The following is a 17,967-nucleotide window of genomic DNA, read 5'->3' on the forward strand; positions in this document are numbered from 1 at the left end:
CAGGATATGAGTATAGTACTTGGATTCTTTTCAATTGTATCTATTGCCATAGGGCACATTCCATCGTTAGGCCTGGTTGATGGTGTGGATCGTATGATAAGGGATTTTCGGCATTCTTGGCAGCGCCTTGCCTTCCCTGACAAGCGGTAAATAAAGTCAACAACCATCCTGTTGGAGCGAGGCCCTCTTTGTATCAAAATTTTGAATTGTAGGTTTTATGGATTGAGACCCGAATTAGTTTTGATTGCAGGCGATTCATCCTGCTTAAAGTCGCGAATCAATGCTATAATTTCAGCATGGCGGCGCAATTGTTCTTTATCGGTTTGCCAATAACATGCCTCACGCGTTGGTAAATATCCTCCCTTATCGTGTGCGTATTTATTAGCACCATGAGTCAACAAAATTGATACAGCCGTTTCATTATTAACATAAGCGGCTTGATGTAAAGCGGTCCATCCAGATTTTGTTGCTTTTATATTAACATCAGCACCGGCATTAATCAGTGCCTGCAAACATTCTCCATCTCGATCATGACATGCCAGATCAATAATAGGATAGCTTCCGCCACAATTCGTAATACATTCTTTTGTAATTAATTCCGGATTTTTACCGACAAGGGTGTTAATCACATCTTTACCACATTGTGTATAGATGCAGGCGTAATGCAAAGCAGTGCCATAGTCTCCTTCAACAGTAAGATCTGAATATTTAATATATAGTTCAATAATTTTTTTTAATCGAGGAGTATTGTTAAATGCGGTTCTCATCATAGCAAATTGCAACGGGGTTATTTTTTGTCCATTGAAAAACCTATAGTCAGAACATTTTGTTGAATTAATTTCACGTTGGTTAGGGCTTTTTTTTGATCTTCAATCAAAAGCTGTTCTAACTCATCCAATGATTCTTCTGAGGAATAAGTATTCGAAGATTCTACATATTTATGAAATTTACTAAGCATCTTATATCCATTTTTTATTGTAATATGAGGTAAAAGGGTAATTTATAAGTCCTAACTCTTTGTCAATCAAAAAAATAGGACCGCCGATAATACAGGATAGGCGATATTTGCACAATGGGCTCTTTTCTCAAAAGATTTCTTCTAATATCATTACTCTTATCTTGTTCATCACCCAAGCTTATTTTTGAATATATTTGCAGAGCATATTGCGTGGTTCCTTAACAATAGGGTACTATTCTTGTTTGCCAAATATAGAACTATTTTGGTACTATATTTATAATATATAGGTAAAAAGTTAATTAAACCGAATTTTCGTCTCTAATTAAGACTTATTCAGTACTAGATTATTCGATTTTGAGGTGTTATGCTTCGCATCAGCAAGTTGGCCGATTATGGAACAGTAGTGATGGTTTATCTCGCAAGGCACGCGCAAGAATTGTGTAATGCTCGTGATATCGCATTACATACTCATCTGACTGTACCTACGGTAAGTAAGATTTTAAAACGTTTAACCAGTGCAGGTTTGTTAGCCTCAGTACGCGGAGTGACTGGAGGATATCGATTGCGACGACCTGCAACTGAGATTTCTGTGTCGCAAATAATTTTTGCATTTGAAGAACATCGTGGTTTCACAGAATGCAGTTTGCAACCTAATGATTGTTCGTTACAAGGTGTGTGTACGATTCAGGGTAATTGGCGATTAATTAGTCAAGCAATTGAAACAGCCCTGGATAGCGTGAGTTTGGCTAGTTTGGCAAAACCTATTTTGCAAGCACACGATGTGGAACGAGTTCGACAATTGGCAAGTGGAGTTAATCGTGGCTAAAAGCAGTGAGCAAATTAATTCTCTGCTCGATAGAGAATACCAACATGGGTTTACCACCGACATTGAAGTAGATACTTTTGAGCCAGGCTTGGATGAAGACGTCATTCGACGTTTATCAGCAATTAAAGGCGAGCCGGAATTTTTGCTTGAATGGCGTTTAAAGGCCTACAGGCATTGGTTAACCATGTCACATCCTAAATGGTCCAGTGTGCATTACCCGCCCGTGGATTACCAGGCTATTTCTTATTATTCAGCACCTAAACAGAAAAAAGATGCTCCTAAAAGTCTGGATGAGGTTGATCCTGAACTACTGAGAACCTATGAGAAATTAGGTATTCCTTTGAGGGAACAAGAGATGTTAGCTGGTGTAGCTGTAGATGCTGTCTTTGATAGCGTTTCTGTGGCAACTACGTTCAAAGAAAAATTAGCTGAAAAAGGTGTTATTTTTTGTCCCATCTCTGAAGCAGTACACAAATATCCAGAATTGCTCATGCAATATTTGGGTTCAGTAGTGCCTTATCGCGATAATTTTTATGCCGCTTTGAATTCGGCTGTTTTTAGTGATGGTTCTTTTGTTTATGTCCCCAAAGGGGTACGTTGTCCGATGGAGTTATCTACTTATTTCCGCATTAATGCGGCCTCTACAGGACAATTCGAGCGTACTTTAATTATCGCCGATGTGGACAGTTACGTTTCTTATCTTGAAGGTTGTACAGCGCCTATGCGTGATGAGAATCAATTGCATGCAGCGGTGGTAGAGTTAGTTGCTTTGGATGGAGCACAAATTAAATATTCCACAGTCCAAAACTGGTATCCAGGGGATAAGGAAGGAAAAGGCGGCATTTATAACTTTGTGACCAAACGTGGCGCATGTCGCGGCAAGCGCTCTAAAATTTCCTGGACGCAAATTGAAACCGGCTCAGCAATTACCTGGAAATATCCCAGCGTGATTTTACAAGGTGATGACTCCGTTGGTGAGTTTTATTCAGTTGCCTTAACTAATAATTATCAACAAGCCGATACGGGCACTAAAATGATCCATATTGGCAAAAACACGCGTTCAACCATTATTTCCAAAGGAATCAGTGCGGGTCGTGCACATAATGCGTATCGTGGTTTAGTTCGTATTGCACCAACAGCGACTAATGCACGTAATTATACTCAGTGTGATTCCATGCTTATGGGGTCTGAATGCTCTGCGCATACTTTTCCTTATATTGAAGTCAAAAACCCTACGGCACAGATAGAACATGAAGCAACCACTTCAAAGATTAGTGAAGAGCAACTGTTTTATTGCCAACAACGTGGAATCGATACAGAGGATGCTGTTTCGATGATTGTAAATGGTTTTTGTAAGCAGGTATTAAAAGAATTGCCTATGGAATTTGCGGTGGAAGCGACTAAATTGCTAGGTCTAAGTTTAGAAGGGGCAGTGGGTTAATATGTTAAAAATCAAAGACTTAAACGTTGATGTAAATGGTCAATCCATTTTAAAAGGCATTGATCTCCAAGTAAATGCGGGTGAAGTTCATGCCATTATGGGACCTAATGGTTCAGGTAAAAGTACTCTGTCAAAAGTATTAGCTGGCCATCCTTCTTACCAAGTGACTCGTGGAGAAATGAATTATCTGGGACAGGATTTGACTCCTTTGTCTCCTGAGGAAAGAGCGCGTGCTGGTATTTTTTTGTCTTTTCAATACCCAGTAGAAATACCTGGGGTAACCAACGTTAATTTCCTCAAGGCCTCTGTTAATGCGGTACGTAAAGGTCAGGGGAAAAATACACTTGATGCGATTGAGTTTCTATCATTCATCCGAGAGAAATGCCAGTTGCTGGAAATGGATGAAAGCTTCTTGTATCGCGGCATCAATGAAGGATTTTCTGGTGGTGAAAAAAAGCGGAATGAAATTTTACAAATGGCGGCTCTGGAGCCTAAGCTGTCTATTCTCGACGAAACAGATTCAGGCTTGGATATTGATGCACTGCGTATTATTTCTCATGGGGTTAATGCCATGCGGTCACCTGAGCGTTCTATTATTTTAGTAACGCATTATCAGCGCTTGCTTGATTATATCGAGCCAGATTTTATCCATGTGCTGGTAAATGGTCGTATCATTATGTCTGGTGATAAATCATTAGCACTTGAATTAGAGAAAAAAGGGTACAGCTGGCTTGAGGAAACGGTGTAACGATATGAGCGAGATTTTGGATTTTTACCAACAACGAGCAAAAGCCAGCTTATCTACTTTGCCTTGGCTTGCCCAATTGCAAACTAAAGCATTAAGGGATTTGAATCGACATGGCTTTCCAACACGACATGATGAAGACTGGAAATACACCAGCGTTGATGCTTTATTAAACCAGTCGTTTATGTGTTCTGGAGATGGCCCCCAAGAGTCTGCAATTACAGCACATGATGGAAAAATAAATTCTGATTTACCCGTAAATCAACCTATATCAATCCGAAATGGACTTATTTTCGGCATAGAACAGCTTACCAGTACCCTACCTAAAGGAGTGTTAGTTCTTCCTTTATCTGTTGCATTATCAAAACATCCTGAATTGCTGCAACCTTATCTGGGAACTATTTTAAAGCAAGAGCATGGTTTTCATTATTTGAATACGGCCATGATTCAATGTGGCCTATTGATTTACATTCCAGCAGGTGTTGTGATTGAAGAACCAATTGCTTTAACACATATACAGACCCAAACGAATCAGGCGGTTTATTTGCGACATCTGATTATTGCTGAAGCAAAGGCTCAGGCTACAATCATTGAAGATTACCAAGGTTGGGCTGATTGTTGTTATCTGACAAATACTGTAACTGAAATCGTAGTTGGTGCTGACGCTAAATTAACGCATTATACGATTCAAAGAGAGAGTAAATCGGCTTTTCATTTAGGCCATCTTTCAGTAAGACAATTGGTCGGTAGTGAGTTTGCCAACCATTCCTTAAGTCTTGGCGGACAATGGGTGCGTTCTGATATCAGTTTGTATCTGCAAGAAGAGAAATCCCATTCTTTGATGAATGGAATTTATGCTCCTGGTGAAGGCCAGCATGTGGATCATCATACAACAGTGCAACATCTGGTTCCCAACTGCACTAGCGAACAAGATTATAAGGGGATCCTCACCGGACGTTCGCGTGCGGTATTTAATGGCAAGGTATTTGTTGCCAAAGATGCACAGCATACAGATGCCAAGCAACAAAATAAAAACTTATTACTCTCAGCAAATGCAGAAGTGGATACCAAACCACAATTGGAAATTTTTGCTGATGATGTATTATGTTCCCATGGCGCAACCGTTGGACAATTAGATGAGGACGCATTATTTTATTTGGCAACTCGTGGAATTGACCGACTGGAAGCATCGCACTACTTAATTCATGCTTTTGCCAGTGATAATCTGCGACTTATTCCCCATCGTCAATTGGCGGATTATATGGGGCATTTATTAACACAACAGCTGGGGTAAGCTAATGGACGCTTTGGATATTCATGCAATTCGTAGAGATTTCCCTACACTCCATCAGAAAGTAAATGATTTTGATTTAATTTATTTTGATAATGCGGCAACGGCACAAAAGCCTAAAGCAGTGATTGAGGCTATTTCTCATTTTTACGAGCAGGATAACTCGAATATCCATCGGGGTGTACATACTTTAAGTGTCAGGGCAACCGAACATTTTGAAGCGGCCCGTTCTAAAGTAAAGCGCTTTATCAACGCCTATTCCCCAAGTGAGTGTATTTTTGTTCGCGGCACAACTGAAGGAATTAATTTAGTTGCGCAAAGTTTGGTTGCACCGCGTATTTTACCAGGCGAAGAAATATTAATTACCCATATGGAGCATCATTCCAATATTGTTCCCTGGCAGATGGTATGCAAAAAAACCGGAGCCAAACTGCAAGTTGCACCTATTTCATTGGATGGTGAGATTTTATTAGATGAGTTTGCCAAGAAATTAAGTAAAAACACCAAGTTTGTGGCTATTACTCATGTTTCCAATGCATTAGGTACCATAAATCCGGTCAAAGAAATGATTAAGATGGCCCATGATCATGGTGCTGAAGTGTTATTGGATGGCGCCCAGGCAATTCCACATTTGCCTGTAGATGTGCAAGATTTAGGATGTGATTTTTATGCTTTTTCTGGGCATAAATTATATGGCCCTACAGGTATAGGTGTTCTCTGGGGTAAAGAAGAACTCTTGAACGCCATGTCTCCTTATCAGGGAGGGGGCGAGATGATTAATTACGTTACCTTCGAGGCAACAGAATACGCGGCACTACCCTATAAATTTGAAGCGGGAACTCCTAATATTGCTGGTGCAATTGGCTTGGGAGCAGCCATAGATTATCTAGAGTCTTTGGATATGGAAGCAATCATCGCTTATGAACAGGAATTACTAGAATATGCAACTGCCGGACTCCAGTCTGTAAGTGGATTTAGTATTATTGGCACAGCCAAACAAAAAGTACCCGTTGTCACATTGGTACATGGAACAATCCACGCTCATGATATTGGCACTATTTTGGATAGTGAAGGAATTGCCATACGTAGCGGCCATCATTGCGCGATGCCGTTGATGGACTTTTATAATGTTGCCGCTTCTTCACGAATTTCTTTGTCTTTTTATAATACCAAAGAGGAAATTGATGCATGCATACGGGCATTGCATCGAGTTAAAGAGGTATTTGCATGAGTGCTGAACTGCGAGAACTTTATCAGGAAATCATTATCGATCATAATCGCAATCCACGTCATCATTATGAAATGAAGGATGCGACGGTGCACGCGAATGGTTTTAACCCTTTATGCGGCGATAAATTAACTGTTTATGCAAAAATAGAAGGGCATTTGATCACTGAATTGAGTTTTTTAGGATGTGGTTGTGCAATATCGCAAGCATCCGCCTCCTTAATGACTGATTCAATAAAGGGGAAAACAATCGAGGAAGCTCATGAGCTGTTTCATCGCTTTCATCATATGTTGACTCAAAATGAGGAAGGTCAGTTACATTATATGGATAAATTGACCGTACTTGCAGGAGTGAAAGCTTATCCGGCACGGGTAAAATGTGCTACTTTGGCTTGGCATACTTTAGAAGCAGCATTGAATAAAGACAGTAATGTGGTGAAAACAGAATAGGGACGGTTGCCATTTTTACTATCGTGGCCAAACTGACCTGATTTTCTGTGCTTCGGTGCTCTAAAATCAGGACATTTTGACTCAAGCTAGCGACATGGAAACCATCCCGAAGAAATAATATATTATCCAAAATATAAGTAGGTACTTTATGTTTGGTTTTAAGAAAAAACAGGATTCAGAATTACTGAAAGAAGCCATTATTAATGCGCTAAGGGAGATTTATGATCCTGAAATTCCAGTAAATATTTATGATTTGGGCTTAATTTACGATATCTTGATTGATGATGATGCCCACGTTGTCATACATATGACTTTAACTACTCCAGGTTGTCCTGTTGCTCAAACGTTCCCAGGAACAGTAGAACAAGCGGTTAATAAAGTTGAAGGCGTTCGCGATTGTTCTGTAGAGTTAGTCTGGGAGCCGCCTTGGTCTCAAGACAGAATGACTGAAGCAGCGCGACTTGAATTGGGAATTTTTTATTAATGTGGCAGCCTTCTGCATCGATCGATCTCTTGCGTCAACGTGCAAAATTATTAGCAAAAATACGCTCTTTTTTTACTGAACGTGGTTATTTGGAAGTAGAAACTCCAATTATGGCGCGATATGGTACAACGGATGTTTATCTAAGTAATATCAAAGCCACTTTTCGTGGTGAATCCTATTGTTTACAAACCTCCCCTGAATACCATATGAAGCGATTGCTTGCAGCAGGCAGCGGTTCTATTTTTCAAATAGCGCGGGTTTTTCGCGACGATGAACTAGGGCGATGGCATAATCCAGAGTTTACTTTGCTAGAGTGGTATCGATTGGATATTGATCACCATGCTTTGATGGATGAGATGGATGATTTCCTGCAAATGGTGATGCAATCTAAGCCCATAATCAAAAAAACGTATCAACAGGCTTTTCTTGAAGCATGTGATGTTGATCCCTTTTCTGCGCCAATTACACAATTTAGGAAAATATTGACTCGTTATGATTTAGATAATGTGTTATCTCCTCAAGAAGAAGACCGAGATCAATATCTATTTCTTCTTATGAGCCATGTTGTAGAACCTTTTCTGAGTAAGGAAACCGCCCCAGTTGCTGTATATAATTTTCCAATATCGCAAGCAGCTTTAGCAAAAATTAACCATGGGGTAGCAGAGCGTTTTGAAGTGTATTACCAAGGAGTTGAACTAGCAAATGGCTTCCATGAGTTAACCGATGCGGCTGCTCAAGCAAATCGTTTTATTCAAGATCAAAAACTAAGAAGTGAAAAAGGTTTTCCTTCAGTGGAAGCAGATCAATATCTTTTGCATGCTTTAGAGCATGGCTTGCCGTCTTGCAGCGGAGTGGCTTTAGGTGTTGACCGCCTGTTGGCTTTGGCTTTAAAACAACCTGAAATTGCTAAAATTATTTCTTTTGATTTTACCAGAGCTTAGTTCTTCATATTCTCCTTTCAATATTATCAAATTTCGATTTTAAAAGATCAGCAACTATTTTGTTCAATCCTACAATAAATGCATGAATGGTCTAATATTAATCATATGGCTTTTTTTATGATCTATAAATTATGATACGGGCTGAAGATGTATTTAAACCTGATTTTAAAGGCAAATCTGATTTTAAAGGTCCAATTGTCTTACATATGATTGATCAGAAAGGTTATGGTGATGTTTCTCTAGGAATGAAAATAGCTAAATTTCTATCGGAAAAATATCCAGAGGCTCCAATCTATGTTTTGGCAAAAAAAGATTCAATAAATAAAATAATCGAGATTGAGCCTGATTTTTTAGATCAAGTGACGCATCCTAAAATCAAAATGATTAACCCAGATCACACGGATTTCTCTCTGCTCCGCAAGCTATGTGACAGTGCTCAACTTGCAGTAGAAACCGCTATTTTTAATAACTCTTTGAATCATTATCATAAAAAAAGTACTTGCCCCAAAATTTTTATAGGTGAATATGGGCTATATGAAAAGAAAATTTATGAGCCACCAATAATTTGTTTAAGTGGCAATGTAGGTGTAGGTGAGGACTATCCGGGAATTTTAATAGAATCGGATTTAAAAGAATTTTCGCGTCTGAACTCAGCTGCAAAATTGGAAGCTCGCGGCAAAATACTTAACGGACTTGATCCTCTTTTAAAAAAGCAAGTGTTGGGTAATGAGGGCAATGATACCTCTTCATTTATTAAAAAAAACAGTTTTTCTTTTTCTTACTATAATTTCGCTTTTTCTTACAAGCGAGCGGCTACGGTATTTGCAGCAAGTAATGAGGCAGGGAAACATGCAAATTATTTTGTAAGTGCTTCGGATAATGAGAATAAAGTAACGCAGGTATTCTCCACACTTGAAGAGCAAGATTTTCAAGATCAGTTAAAGCAACTAGGGTATAGTAAGATTGTATTTTATTCTGAAAATTCAAAAGAACCGCATAAAGAAATTGTTTTGAATGAATCAAGTCCCAGTAGAGAGTTTAGAGTGTTTCACAGGAACCGATTTACACATGATACAACACTTGATTTGATGCGTTTATCTGATGTTTGCGGAGTTGCAGGAGATCAATCCCTTACGGAAGCATTTTCACTTGGTTCTTATCCTATTCCTGAAGAGTGGCACTGTCAGATTGATATAATAAATCAAATTGGAAAGACATATTATGCAAAAAACAGCATCTTGTCGCGTATCCATGGAAATACATGGCTCAATAACAATTCAGTAAACAACTGGGCCTATGCCGGGGGGTTATTACGGACTTGCCGACCTATTGTGGATACAGTTCTTACTAAATTCCAGGATGAAGCAAATCTTTATAATGCCCTCGATCATCGGCTTAATGTATTGTTTGATAAACCGAAACAAGAAGAAATCGATAAATATAATATGGCATTTATTGAGGCACTCGCGGCCAATCAAAGAGGTCTAAAAAGCGATAAAGATAAAGCATTTCATATCGCTACAGAAATAGCCCGTCATTATGCAAAGTGCCAACCGAGTGAACCACTGACTTTGGGTAAAATACTCGATACAATGAATGCCCATGTTGGTAAACCAATAACCCACATTCACAATATTCGCAATATTGTAATTAAAGAAAAAGATTGTGACTTAATAAAAAGTGAGCGCAGCGGTAGTTTTATAAAAAGAAATATTACTCATAGTTCCTCACGAAATATAGGGTTATTCACCAAACTCCAATCCCTACAAAGACAACATTTTCCCTCCACGATGGAGGAAGGCACACAAGTTAAAAGTAGTTCGTTTAAAGAAAAATTTTCTGGAATATGTCAGTCGGAACTAACAGAAAGTGATCTTGAGCTGGCAGTAAAATACTTGGCTGGATTACCCATACAAACCCTCGGTGAGGAAGTGGGGTTTGGTCATAAACATCATTTCGGCAAAACTTTGGATGAATCATATCACTTTGTTGAAAAAATAACCCCTTGCGAAGAAGATAAGCCAATCAACGAAAATAAAAAGTTTACTTTTATTCTCGAGACGAATTATTCAACTGATGAACACTATAAAATTACAATTTCTAAAGATCAATTGCATGAATTTTCTGAGCGACAGAAGATGATAGAAGCTCAATCTGCATACAATTGTTAACTTGATATTGCTTTGGATTATAGAGATTAAATACCATAAACCTTCCGCTGAAGGAGATTGTTGTTTCTAAGCGCTCTAGCTTATTTCTCTGTTGACTTATTTGATGCCTTCATCCGATGTGTTGTGTCGATGTCTCCCGTTTTACGGGAGAGGTGATTCGTTGCAGCATATCGATTTGCTTTCAGCAAGGATGGAATAGACTTCGTTGTCACCAATGATTAGATGATCAAGTAAACGGGCATCAACCAATTCCAACGCTTCTCGGATGCGCTCGGTTACGACAATATCCTGATGGCTTGCATCAGATATCCCTGATGGGTGGTTGTGGGCAAGAATGAGTGCTGCGGCATTAAGTTGTAGGACTCGTTCGATGATGGGTCTGGGATGAATTGTTGCAGTATTGATTGTGCCAGAAAAAAGCTCCTCATAAGCAATGATGCGATGTTGATTATCAAGAAATAGAGCCGCAAAGGTTTCATTTTTGTAATCACGCATACGCTTTTTCAAATACGCATAGGTTTGTTTGCTGTTGGTGATTTGAGTTTCTTTTTGCAATTGAATGTAATCACTGCGCCGGCACATTTCTTTGACTGCTTGTAATTGGGCATAACGCACATCCCCCAAACCATGTATTTGCTTGAAACTTTGTTTATCGGCATTAAGAATGGCACGTAAATCGCCCAAATGTTTGAGGAGATCAAATGCTAATTGGACACAGGATTTTTTACTACTGCCGGAACTGATAAAAATTGCGAGTAACTCTGGATCTGAAAGGCTTTGTGCTCCATGAGTAAGTAGTTTTTCACGCAGGTCTAACTGCCGTGTCGATTGGACAACTGTCATTTTTCTATTCCTTTATTGCGAAGTTTATGCTTTGATCGACGCTATTCTTATCAAAAACATTCAACCATGCAAGATTTTATTGGGAAAAAAGTACTTCTTGGAGTTTGTGGCGGGATTGCCGCATATAAATCAGCTTATCTGATTAGAGAATTAACTCGAGCCGGAGCCGAGGTTAAAGTGGTGATGACGCAATCGGCCCAGGAATTTGTTAGTCCTTTATTGATGCAAGCATTATCAGGAAATGATGTACGTACGAATTTATTTGATGCCCAGGCAGAGCGTGCTATGGGGCATATTGAATTGGCGCGCTGGGCTGATTATTTGGTAATTGCACCTGCATCTGCTAATTGTCTTGCCAAAATAGCTCAAGGTATTGCTGATGATTTACTCTCCACTTTATATCTCGTCGCAGAAGTTCCCGTGATTGTTTGTCCAGCGATGAATCGTAGTATGTGGGCTCATCCTGCGACGCAAGCCAATTGTACGCTTTTACAGGAACGAGGAGTTATTTTTGTTGGTCCTGAAGAAGGTTCCCAGGCTTGTGGTGAGCAAGGTTTTGGACGAGTAAGTGAAGTGGAACAAATCATTAGTGCTTTACGCCTGCATGATGTACATCAGTTATTAAGAGGTAAAAAAGTGCTTGTGACTGCAGGACCTACCCGTGAGTCTATAGATCCAGTGCGATATATCAGTAATTACAGTTCCGGAAAAATGGGTTATGCCCTGGCAGAAGCGGCTGCAATGGCAGGAGCCCAAGTTACTTTGATTAGTGGACCGAGCTCTTTACAGGCCTCGGCGATGATTAAGCGGATTCGGGTTGAATCTGCACAAGAAATGCTGAGTGCTGTCATGCAGGAAATGCCAGCAGGTGGTATATTTATAGGAACAGCTGCTGTTGCAGATTATCGGGTTGAGTCACCTGAATCTGAGAAAATAAAGAAAAAAAATCATGATGAAATGACGCTTAAATTGATAAAAAATCCCGATATTTTAAGCCATGTTGTTGATTCTGCTAAGGGTGCTTATGTAGTTGGATTTGCTGCTGAAACTACGGATGTTTTACATTATGCCACCGAAAAATTACAGCATAAAAAATTGGATATGATTGTGGCTAATGCAGTGGGAAAAGGACTTGGATTTGACAGCGAGGTCAATCAAGTAACTTTAATTACAAAAAACAAGCAAATCGAACTGGCCTTAACCCATAAAACACGGTTGGCAGGACAAATTATTGCAATCATTGCTGCAACTCTGCAAAATGATGCGCATTAATGTTAACAGGAAAAATTATGACGCAAGCGATTCAGTTAAAAATTCTTGATGCTCGAATCGGTGACACGATTCCACTACCTACTTATGCGACCGATGGTTCAGCCGGCCTAGATTTGCGTGTTTGTATTAACGAACCAATTCAAATTGCTCCCCAAGAGACCGTGTTATTACCGACAGGTCTATCAATTTATATTGCTGATCCCAAATTAGCAGCAGTAATTTTACCCCGTTCAGGTTTGGGACATAAAAATGGTATCGTTTTGGGTAATTTGGTTGGATTAATTGACTCTGATTATCAAGGTGAGCTCAAGATTTCTTGCTGGAATAGAGGGGTTGAGCATTTTACTGTGAATCCTGGAGAGCGTATCGCGCAATTAGTTTTTATTCCAGTTGTGCAGGCTGCTTTTGAACTCGTTGATGAATTTACTGAAACATCAAGAGGCGAAGGTGGATTTGGCAGTTCGGGGAGACATTAAATGAACTATCAGCAAAAACAAGTTTCTCGTTCTGTGTTCCGTGCTTATGATATTAGAGGCATAATTGGACAGGAATTGGATGAAAATGCTTTTTATAGCATTGGACTGGCCCTAGCCTGTTATTTGCGTGATTTGCAACGTCAGCAAATTTTCTTGGCACGGGATGGTCGTCTTACTAGTTTTGCCATGGCTTCGGCATTAAAACAAGGATTACTAGATAGCGGAATTGAAGTACTTGACCTAGGTGCAGTTCCTACCCCGGTGATGTATTTTGCAGTTCATACTCAAGATGTCGATTGTGGTTTAATGGTCACAGGAAGTCACAATCCGGCAAATTACAATGGCATCAAAATGGTGTTGTTGGGCAAGACCTTGATGCATGAAGATATTGATATCTTATATCGAATGGTGATGGAAGGGAAACGCATTGTTGGCCAAGGTAAAGACGTGGCGTTCGATATATTACCTATGTACAAGCAACGGATTATAAGTGATATCAAAATCAAGCGCCCATTAAAAGTCGTAGTTGATTGTGGGAACGGTATCGCGGGTCCAATTATACCGCAAGTGCTTCGTGAATTAGGTTGTGACGTGGTTGAGCTTTATTGTGATGTAGATGGTAACTTTCCTAATCATCATCCTGACCCAACCATCGAGGCTAATTTAGTTGATTTGAAAGCTGCGGTAGCTTCACATAAGGCTGATTTGGGTTTGGCTTTTGATGGGGATGCCGATCGAGTAGGTTTAGTCACGAATAAAGGGGAAATGATTTGGCCGGATCGTTTAATGATGCTTTATGCTCGTGAATTATTAACACGCCTTCCCGGAGCAACTATAGTTTTTGATGTGAAATGCTCTAGTCATTTAGAGGCTGTGATCAAAGAGGCGGGCGGTGTACCTAAAATGTGTCCTACTGGCCACTCTATTGTGAAGCACATAATGAAAAAAGAAGGAGCTGCTTTGGCTGGTGAAATGAGCGGCCACTTGTTTTTCAAAGATCGCTGGTATGGATTTGATGATGCACTATATAGTGCTTGCCGTTTACTTGAAATCATTGGCGCTTCGGAGATGACGGTAAGTGAACAATTTGAAGTCATTCCTAATAGTGTTAATACCCCTGAGTTAAAAATTGCCATAGCGGATGATGAGAAATTTCAGTTTATGAAGCGGTTTAATGAAATGGCAGAATTCCCTCCTCAGGCACGTGTCATTGCAATTGATGGTTTGCGTGTGGAGTTAGATAAGGGCTGGGGGCTGTTGCGTGCATCAAATACAACTCCTTGTCTCGTTGCTCGTTTTGAAGCAGAAGATGAACAGAACCTGGAACAAATTCAGCAGTTATTTAAAAAACAAATGCATTTATTAGATAACAAATTGGAGTTGCCATTCTAGTATACGGTTGTAACCTGGGTGAAGGTACAGCCTTTACCCGGGTTTCTTAAGTTATAGCTCAAAAAGTAAAGTATTATTTTTCTATTGCAAAGTATTCTAGAAAAGAACACACTATGTTCAATTCATGATGAATTTTTTTACTATGATAAATGGAGTTTACGCTTGGAACATTTAAAGTCACTTGATCCTTCCAAAATATCTCATACTATAAGCATGAGCGGAGCAGACAAGCCCATTATAACGATTGGCCATGGTTGTCATTTAACCATCGCTTCTTCACAAGTATTAGCACAATATTCATCTCCGGTTGCTTTACCACCAAAGGCTATGGAAGTAATCGAGGCTTCATATCAGTTTTTGAAAGTTCATGTTGATTCGAGAGTTCCCATTTATGGTGTCAATACCAATTTTGGTGATCAGGTTCGCTATATCGATGCTGCTTTAAAAGATACTGAGACTCTGGATTATTATGAGTCGATTAATGAGCGACAAGAAAACATCATTCGCTCTCTTTCTTGCGGCTTGGGCACAATTGTTGCGCCTCATATCGTTCGAGTGACTATGATGCTGCGCGCCCATTGTCTGGCGCAAGGTTATTCAGGTATTCACCCCGAATTGATTAATTCACTTTTAGATTTTCTGAATGCTGGTATTACCCCCGTTGTTCGTTGCTATGGTTCTATTGGCGCCAGTGGTGATCTTATTCCTCTTTCCATGATTGCAGCCGCACTTATTGGCGAGCCGGTCGCGGTAACTTATCAGAATAAAATAATGCGGGCACCCGAGGCGATTCAATTAGCTGGCCTTAAAGCTTATAAACCTGTGATGCGTGATGGGCTCGCCCTTATTAATGGCACATCATTTATGACGGCAATAGCCAGTCTGGCAGTTTATGATTTGCACCGTTTATTCAAGCAAATGCTGACCGCAATTGCGATGACCTTAGAGTCATTGCTCGTAATAAGCAGTGCTTATCATCCGATGGTGCATCAACTGAAAAAGCAAAAGGGTGAGACCACCATCAATCAATTTTTTATTGATTTCTGGGAAGGTAGTCAATTATTGACGGATTTAGATGAATTACGGACAACTGATTATACCTATAAACCAGTGCAAGATTATTATTCAATTCGCTCTGTTCCTCAAGGATTTGGTCCATTTCAAGAGAACTTGGAACGTGCGATTCGCTGGATAGAAAATGAAATGAATTCCGTTAATGATAATCCTGTCATTGATGTTGTTGCGAATACTATTCATCATAGCGCAAATTTTATGGGTTATTACATCACGGATGCATGCGATATTTTGAAAATGAATATTGCCCAGGCCTCTACCTGGATGCATGCATTACTTGCAAACTTAGTTCATCCTCGTAAAAATCATAATTTACCGGTGAACTTAGTTCCTAATCCTGGAATGCACAATGGTTTTCGCTCGATGCAACTGCTGTCAGCGGCACTGGCAGTACAAAATCGTAAATTAGCCCAGGCACATCAGTCATTTACTCTACCAACAGAGGGTGATAATCAGGATGTGAATAGTTTAGGAACACATGCGGCTCTTGATTTTCAAGAATCAGTCGCTAATTTGGAACGTCTCACCGCGATTTTGTTGCTCGCTGCAACACAGGCACTTGAATTAAGGGGCATTGAAAAAGCGGGTAAAAGAGCTCAATCTATTTACCACACGGTTCGTCAGTACTCTCCAAAAATAGAACACTGCAGACCCATGACAGAAGAGATTGAAATGATTATCAATTTATTAAAGGATAGTAAAATATAAAGGAGTAAAACGTGCGTCGGTCTCATTTATACCTAGCGCTTTCTTCGTTCTTTCTTGTTTCTCCAGTTTTAGCAACATCCGATTTTAACCTGCCTTTTGTTAATACTGCGGGCTTAGGTGTGGCTTATGCCGATTGGGCTACTGCCGCCAGTGATGCAAGTACGGCTTATACCAATCCGGCGGGTCTGGTTAAACTGGCGCATCAACAAATAGTAGGGAATGCATTAGGTATCATAGGTACTACTCGATTCACGGGAACTGCAACGACGCCAACATTTCCATTCCCATTCCCTGTTGTTGAATCAGGAGTGGCACGGAGCCAAATTAGGGCTTTTCTACCCTCATTTTATTATTCGGCGCCTCTAACTCAGCGCGTTGCGTTTGGTTTTAATGTAACTACTCCCTTTGGGCTGGGTACGAATTATGGTTCTACGCGATCTTCTATAGCACGCTATGCTACAACACGTGCCCAGGTTGTGGGAATTGATGTAGGTCCAAGCTTAGGGTTAAAAGTAACAGACCGTTTTTCTTTGGGTGCGGGATTTGATGCGCTGCATTTGGCCTTTACTCTGAATAATATGTATGGACCGCCTGTTTCTTTCCCTTTTGATTCAAGGCTCGAGAACCACTTAAGTGGCTGGGGATATGGATGGCATGGTGGTGCATTATTTGATTTTTCACCAGAAACACGGATTGGTTTAAGTTACTACTCTCGAATTTCACTTACGACGACGGGTCATAGTACAGTTACTGCGCCTGCAATAGGGCCTTCAGTAGCAATCTTCAGAACCAATCAACAAGAAACAAAGGCGGCCTTACCAGCCCGAGCTGAATTGAGTTTGCAACATGATTTCACAAAACGTTGGACTGGAATGGCTACAGTTTTTTACACCAACTGGAGTACATTTAATCAAATAAGAATGGAAAATACGCAAACTCCAATGGGAGTAACGCTTCCGGTAACGATTCCTTTTAATTATCACAATTGTTTTGATTACGCAGTTGGCGCTACATATAAGGCAACTGAAAAAATATTATTCCGCGGCGGTATACAGTTTATGAGCACTCCTTCCAATGATCGCGATCGGGGTATTGCTGATCCTGTGGGTAGCGCAACCATTCTGGCCATAGGCGCTCATTATCAACAAGATGCGAATTTAGGCTATGATGTGGGAATTGGGCATTCTTTCTTTAACCCAATGTCGGTGAATCTGGTTACTCCGTTGACTGCTCTTAAAGGGAATACCCACACTCAAACAACAGCAATTGGTGGACAAATTACCTGGAGTTTTGCATAGTCTTCATTTTCTTGGTCTGAGGGCACGTAACGAGACGGAGCGCCAATTCCTGTGACAAATGAGTAGGCAGTATTGGACGTTGTGATAGCAAACATAGCCTTCACTTGGTTACATAGATAGTTTTTGGCCCTCTTGCTCTGATTTTTGGGCTTGGATCATATCTTCAACTTTGCTTACAGAATCTGTATCTAATGAAAACATCCTGGTTACTAAATCTTGTCCTTTTGATAGGATCGCATAAGAACTACTTTTTTTGAAATCAGTTACAAAATGTTCGAGTGTTTCTCTATCTTTTATTTTAGATAATTTATTTTCAAAATCAGTCCATTGTACTGTAAATACGTGAAAGATTAGGTGGTGATGCGATTTT

General features: G+C 40.0%; 19 protein-coding genes. 15 read left to right on the plus strand and 4 right to left on the minus strand.

All coding sequences use genetic code 11. From position 1 onward, the window contains the following. Positions 1-6 precede the first annotated feature (6 nt). Positions 7-150 (plus strand): hypothetical protein, encoded by a 144-nt coding sequence (locus DGG96_RS20700; RefSeq protein ID WP_165831555.1) that lies wholly within the window; start codon positions 7-9, stop codon positions 148-150. A gap of 65 nt (positions 151-215) precedes the next feature. On the opposite strand, the gene DGG96_RS00255 is transcribed toward DGG96_RS20700, so the two are convergent. Continuing rightward, positions 216-770 (minus strand): ankyrin repeat domain-containing protein, encoded by a 555-nt coding sequence (locus tag DGG96_RS00255; RefSeq protein ID WP_110141022.1) that lies wholly within the window; start codon positions 768-770, stop codon positions 216-218. A gap of 17 nt (positions 771-787) precedes the next feature. Further along, positions 788-958, minus strand: a complete 171-nt coding sequence (locus DGG96_RS20705; protein ID WP_158618855.1) for a hypothetical protein — start codon at positions 956-958, stop codon at positions 788-790. A 364-nt stretch (positions 959-1,322) separates the two neighbouring features. On the opposite strand from DGG96_RS20705, the gene DGG96_RS00260 reads away from it, so the two are divergent. The 9 genes from DGG96_RS00260 to DGG96_RS00300 all read left to right on the plus strand — a co-directional run bounded on the left by DGG96_RS00260 (position 1,323) and on the right by DGG96_RS00300 (position 10,534). Then, the gene (locus tag DGG96_RS00260; protein ID WP_110141023.1) at positions 1,323-1,784 is read left to right on the plus strand and encodes an SUF system Fe-S cluster assembly regulator; all 462 of its coding nucleotides are present in this window, start codon (positions 1,323-1,325) and stop codon (positions 1,782-1,784) included. Beyond that, complete coding sequence (sufB, locus tag DGG96_RS00265; RefSeq protein ID WP_110141024.1) at positions 1,777-3,225, plus strand: Fe-S cluster assembly protein SufB; 1,449 nt, start codon at positions 1,777-1,779, stop codon at positions 3,223-3,225. Before DGG96_RS00260 ends, sufB begins: the two co-directional genes overlap by 8 nt. A 1-nt stretch (position 3,226) precedes the next feature. Then, on the plus strand, positions 3,227-3,973 hold the full coding sequence (gene sufC, locus DGG96_RS00270; protein ID WP_110141025.1) for a Fe-S cluster assembly ATPase SufC: 747 nt from the start codon (positions 3,227-3,229) through the stop codon (positions 3,971-3,973). Positions 3,974-3,977: 4 nt separating this feature from the next. Next, positions 3,978-5,264 (plus strand): Fe-S cluster assembly protein SufD, encoded by a 1,287-nt coding sequence (gene sufD, locus DGG96_RS00275; RefSeq protein ID WP_110141026.1) that lies wholly within the window; start codon positions 3,978-3,980, stop codon positions 5,262-5,264. A 4-nt stretch (positions 5,265-5,268) separates the two neighbouring features. After that, a complete protein-coding gene (locus tag DGG96_RS00280) occupies positions 5,269-6,492 on the plus strand; it encodes a cysteine desulfurase (protein ID WP_110141027.1) in 1,224 nt (407 codons plus the stop codon). Then, the gene (gene sufU / locus DGG96_RS00285; RefSeq protein ID WP_110141028.1) at positions 6,489-6,938 is read left to right on the plus strand and encodes a Fe-S cluster assembly sulfur transfer protein SufU; all 450 of its coding nucleotides are present in this window, start codon (positions 6,489-6,491) and stop codon (positions 6,936-6,938) included. Before DGG96_RS00280 ends, sufU begins: the two co-directional genes overlap by 4 nt. Positions 6,939-7,086: 148 nt before the next feature. Next, on the plus strand, positions 7,087-7,422 hold the full coding sequence (locus DGG96_RS00290; RefSeq protein ID WP_058467011.1) for an SUF system Fe-S cluster assembly protein: 336 nt from the start codon (positions 7,087-7,089) through the stop codon (positions 7,420-7,422). Next, positions 7,422-8,363 carry an elongation factor P--(R)-beta-lysine ligase gene (gene epmA, locus DGG96_RS00295; RefSeq protein WP_110141029.1) on the plus strand — a complete coding sequence of 314 codons (942 nt, stop codon included), beginning with the start codon at positions 7,422-7,424 and terminating at the stop codon, positions 8,361-8,363. The genes DGG96_RS00290 and epmA overlap by 1 nt, the downstream gene beginning before the upstream one ends. Before the next feature lie 131 nt (positions 8,364-8,494). Continuing rightward, positions 8,495-10,534, plus strand: coding sequence for a hypothetical protein (locus tag DGG96_RS00300; RefSeq protein WP_110141030.1), 2,040 nt, complete (start codon positions 8,495-8,497; stop codon positions 10,532-10,534). Between the two features lie 141 nt (positions 10,535-10,675). Here the strand turns inward: DGG96_RS00300 and radC are convergent, their stop codons facing one another. After that, positions 10,676-11,377, minus strand: a complete 702-nt coding sequence (gene radC / locus DGG96_RS00305) for a RadC family protein (protein ID WP_110141031.1) — start codon at positions 11,375-11,377, stop codon at positions 10,676-10,678. A gap of 66 nt (positions 11,378-11,443) precedes the next feature. Here radC and coaBC point away from each other — a divergent pair, with 66 nt between their 5' ends. The 5 genes from coaBC (at position 11,444) to DGG96_RS00330 (ending at position 17,597) form a co-directional block, all read left to right on the plus strand. Beyond that, a complete protein-coding gene (coaBC, locus tag DGG96_RS00310) occupies positions 11,444-12,649 on the plus strand; it encodes a bifunctional phosphopantothenoylcysteine decarboxylase/phosphopantothenate--cysteine ligase CoaBC (RefSeq protein ID WP_110141156.1) in 1,206 nt (401 codons plus the stop codon). A 17-nt stretch (positions 12,650-12,666) separates the two neighbouring features. After that, on the plus strand, positions 12,667-13,125 hold the full coding sequence (dut, locus tag DGG96_RS00315; RefSeq protein WP_110141157.1) for a dUTP diphosphatase: 459 nt from the start codon (positions 12,667-12,669) through the stop codon (positions 13,123-13,125). Next, positions 13,126-14,517 carry a phosphomannomutase/phosphoglucomutase gene (locus tag DGG96_RS00320; RefSeq protein WP_110141032.1) on the plus strand — a complete coding sequence of 464 codons (1,392 nt, stop codon included), beginning with the start codon at positions 13,126-13,128 and terminating at the stop codon, positions 14,515-14,517. A 162-nt stretch (positions 14,518-14,679) separates the two neighbouring features. Further along, positions 14,680-16,299: an HAL/PAL/TAL family ammonia-lyase gene (locus DGG96_RS00325; RefSeq protein ID WP_233590475.1), complete on the plus strand. Its 1,620-nt coding sequence runs from the start codon at positions 14,680-14,682 to the stop codon at positions 16,297-16,299. An 11-nt stretch (positions 16,300-16,310) separates the two neighbouring features. Then, positions 16,311-17,597, plus strand: coding sequence for an OmpP1/FadL family transporter (locus DGG96_RS00330; protein ID WP_110141033.1), 1,287 nt, complete (start codon positions 16,311-16,313; stop codon positions 17,595-17,597). 108 nt (positions 17,598-17,705) lie between these two features. Here the strand turns inward: DGG96_RS00330 and DGG96_RS21365 are convergent, their stop codons facing one another. Beyond that, positions 17,706-17,948 carry a hypothetical protein gene (locus DGG96_RS21365; RefSeq protein WP_110141034.1) on the minus strand — a complete coding sequence of 81 codons (243 nt, stop codon included), beginning with the start codon at positions 17,946-17,948 and terminating at the stop codon, positions 17,706-17,708. Positions 17,949-17,967 lie beyond the last annotated feature (19 nt).

The sequence above is a fragment of the Legionella qingyii genome (genome assembly GCF_003184185.1).

Excerpts from the sequence above, each read along its gene's own strand:
- DGG96_RS20700 (WP_165831555.1), top strand. The coding sequence starts at position 7 with ATGAGTATAGTACTTGGATTCTTTTCAATTGTATCTATTGCCATAGGG.
- DGG96_RS00255 (WP_110141022.1), bottom strand. The coding sequence starts at position 770 with ATGATGAGAACCGCATTTAACAATACTCCTCGATTAAAAAAAATTATT.
- DGG96_RS20705 (WP_158618855.1), bottom strand. The coding sequence starts at position 958 with ATGCTTAGTAAATTTCATAAATATGTAGAATCTTCGAATACTTATTCC.
- DGG96_RS00260 (WP_110141023.1), top strand. The coding sequence starts at position 1,323 with ATGCTTCGCATCAGCAAGTTGGCCGATTATGGAACAGTAGTGATGGTT.
- sufC (WP_110141025.1), top strand. The coding sequence starts at position 3,227 with ATGTTAAAAATCAAAGACTTAAACGTTGATGTAAATGGTCAATCCATT.
- sufD (WP_110141026.1), top strand. The coding sequence starts at position 3,978 with ATGAGCGAGATTTTGGATTTTTACCAACAACGAGCAAAAGCCAGCTTA.
- DGG96_RS00280 (WP_110141027.1), top strand. The coding sequence starts at position 5,269 with ATGGACGCTTTGGATATTCATGCAATTCGTAGAGATTTCCCTACACTC.
- sufU (WP_110141028.1), top strand. The coding sequence starts at position 6,489 with ATGAGTGCTGAACTGCGAGAACTTTATCAGGAAATCATTATCGATCAT.
- DGG96_RS00290 (WP_058467011.1), top strand. The coding sequence starts at position 7,087 with ATGTTTGGTTTTAAGAAAAAACAGGATTCAGAATTACTGAAAGAAGCC.
- epmA (WP_110141029.1), top strand. The coding sequence starts at position 7,422 with ATGTGGCAGCCTTCTGCATCGATCGATCTCTTGCGTCAACGTGCAAAA.
- DGG96_RS00300 (WP_110141030.1), top strand. The coding sequence starts at position 8,495 with ATGATACGGGCTGAAGATGTATTTAAACCTGATTTTAAAGGCAAATCT.
- radC (WP_110141031.1), bottom strand. The coding sequence starts at position 11,377 with ATGACAGTTGTCCAATCGACACGGCAGTTAGACCTGCGTGAAAAACTA.
- coaBC (WP_110141156.1), top strand. The coding sequence starts at position 11,444 with ATGCAAGATTTTATTGGGAAAAAAGTACTTCTTGGAGTTTGTGGCGGG.
- dut (WP_110141157.1), top strand. The coding sequence starts at position 12,667 with ATGACGCAAGCGATTCAGTTAAAAATTCTTGATGCTCGAATCGGTGAC.
- DGG96_RS00320 (WP_110141032.1), top strand. The coding sequence starts at position 13,126 with ATGAACTATCAGCAAAAACAAGTTTCTCGTTCTGTGTTCCGTGCTTAT.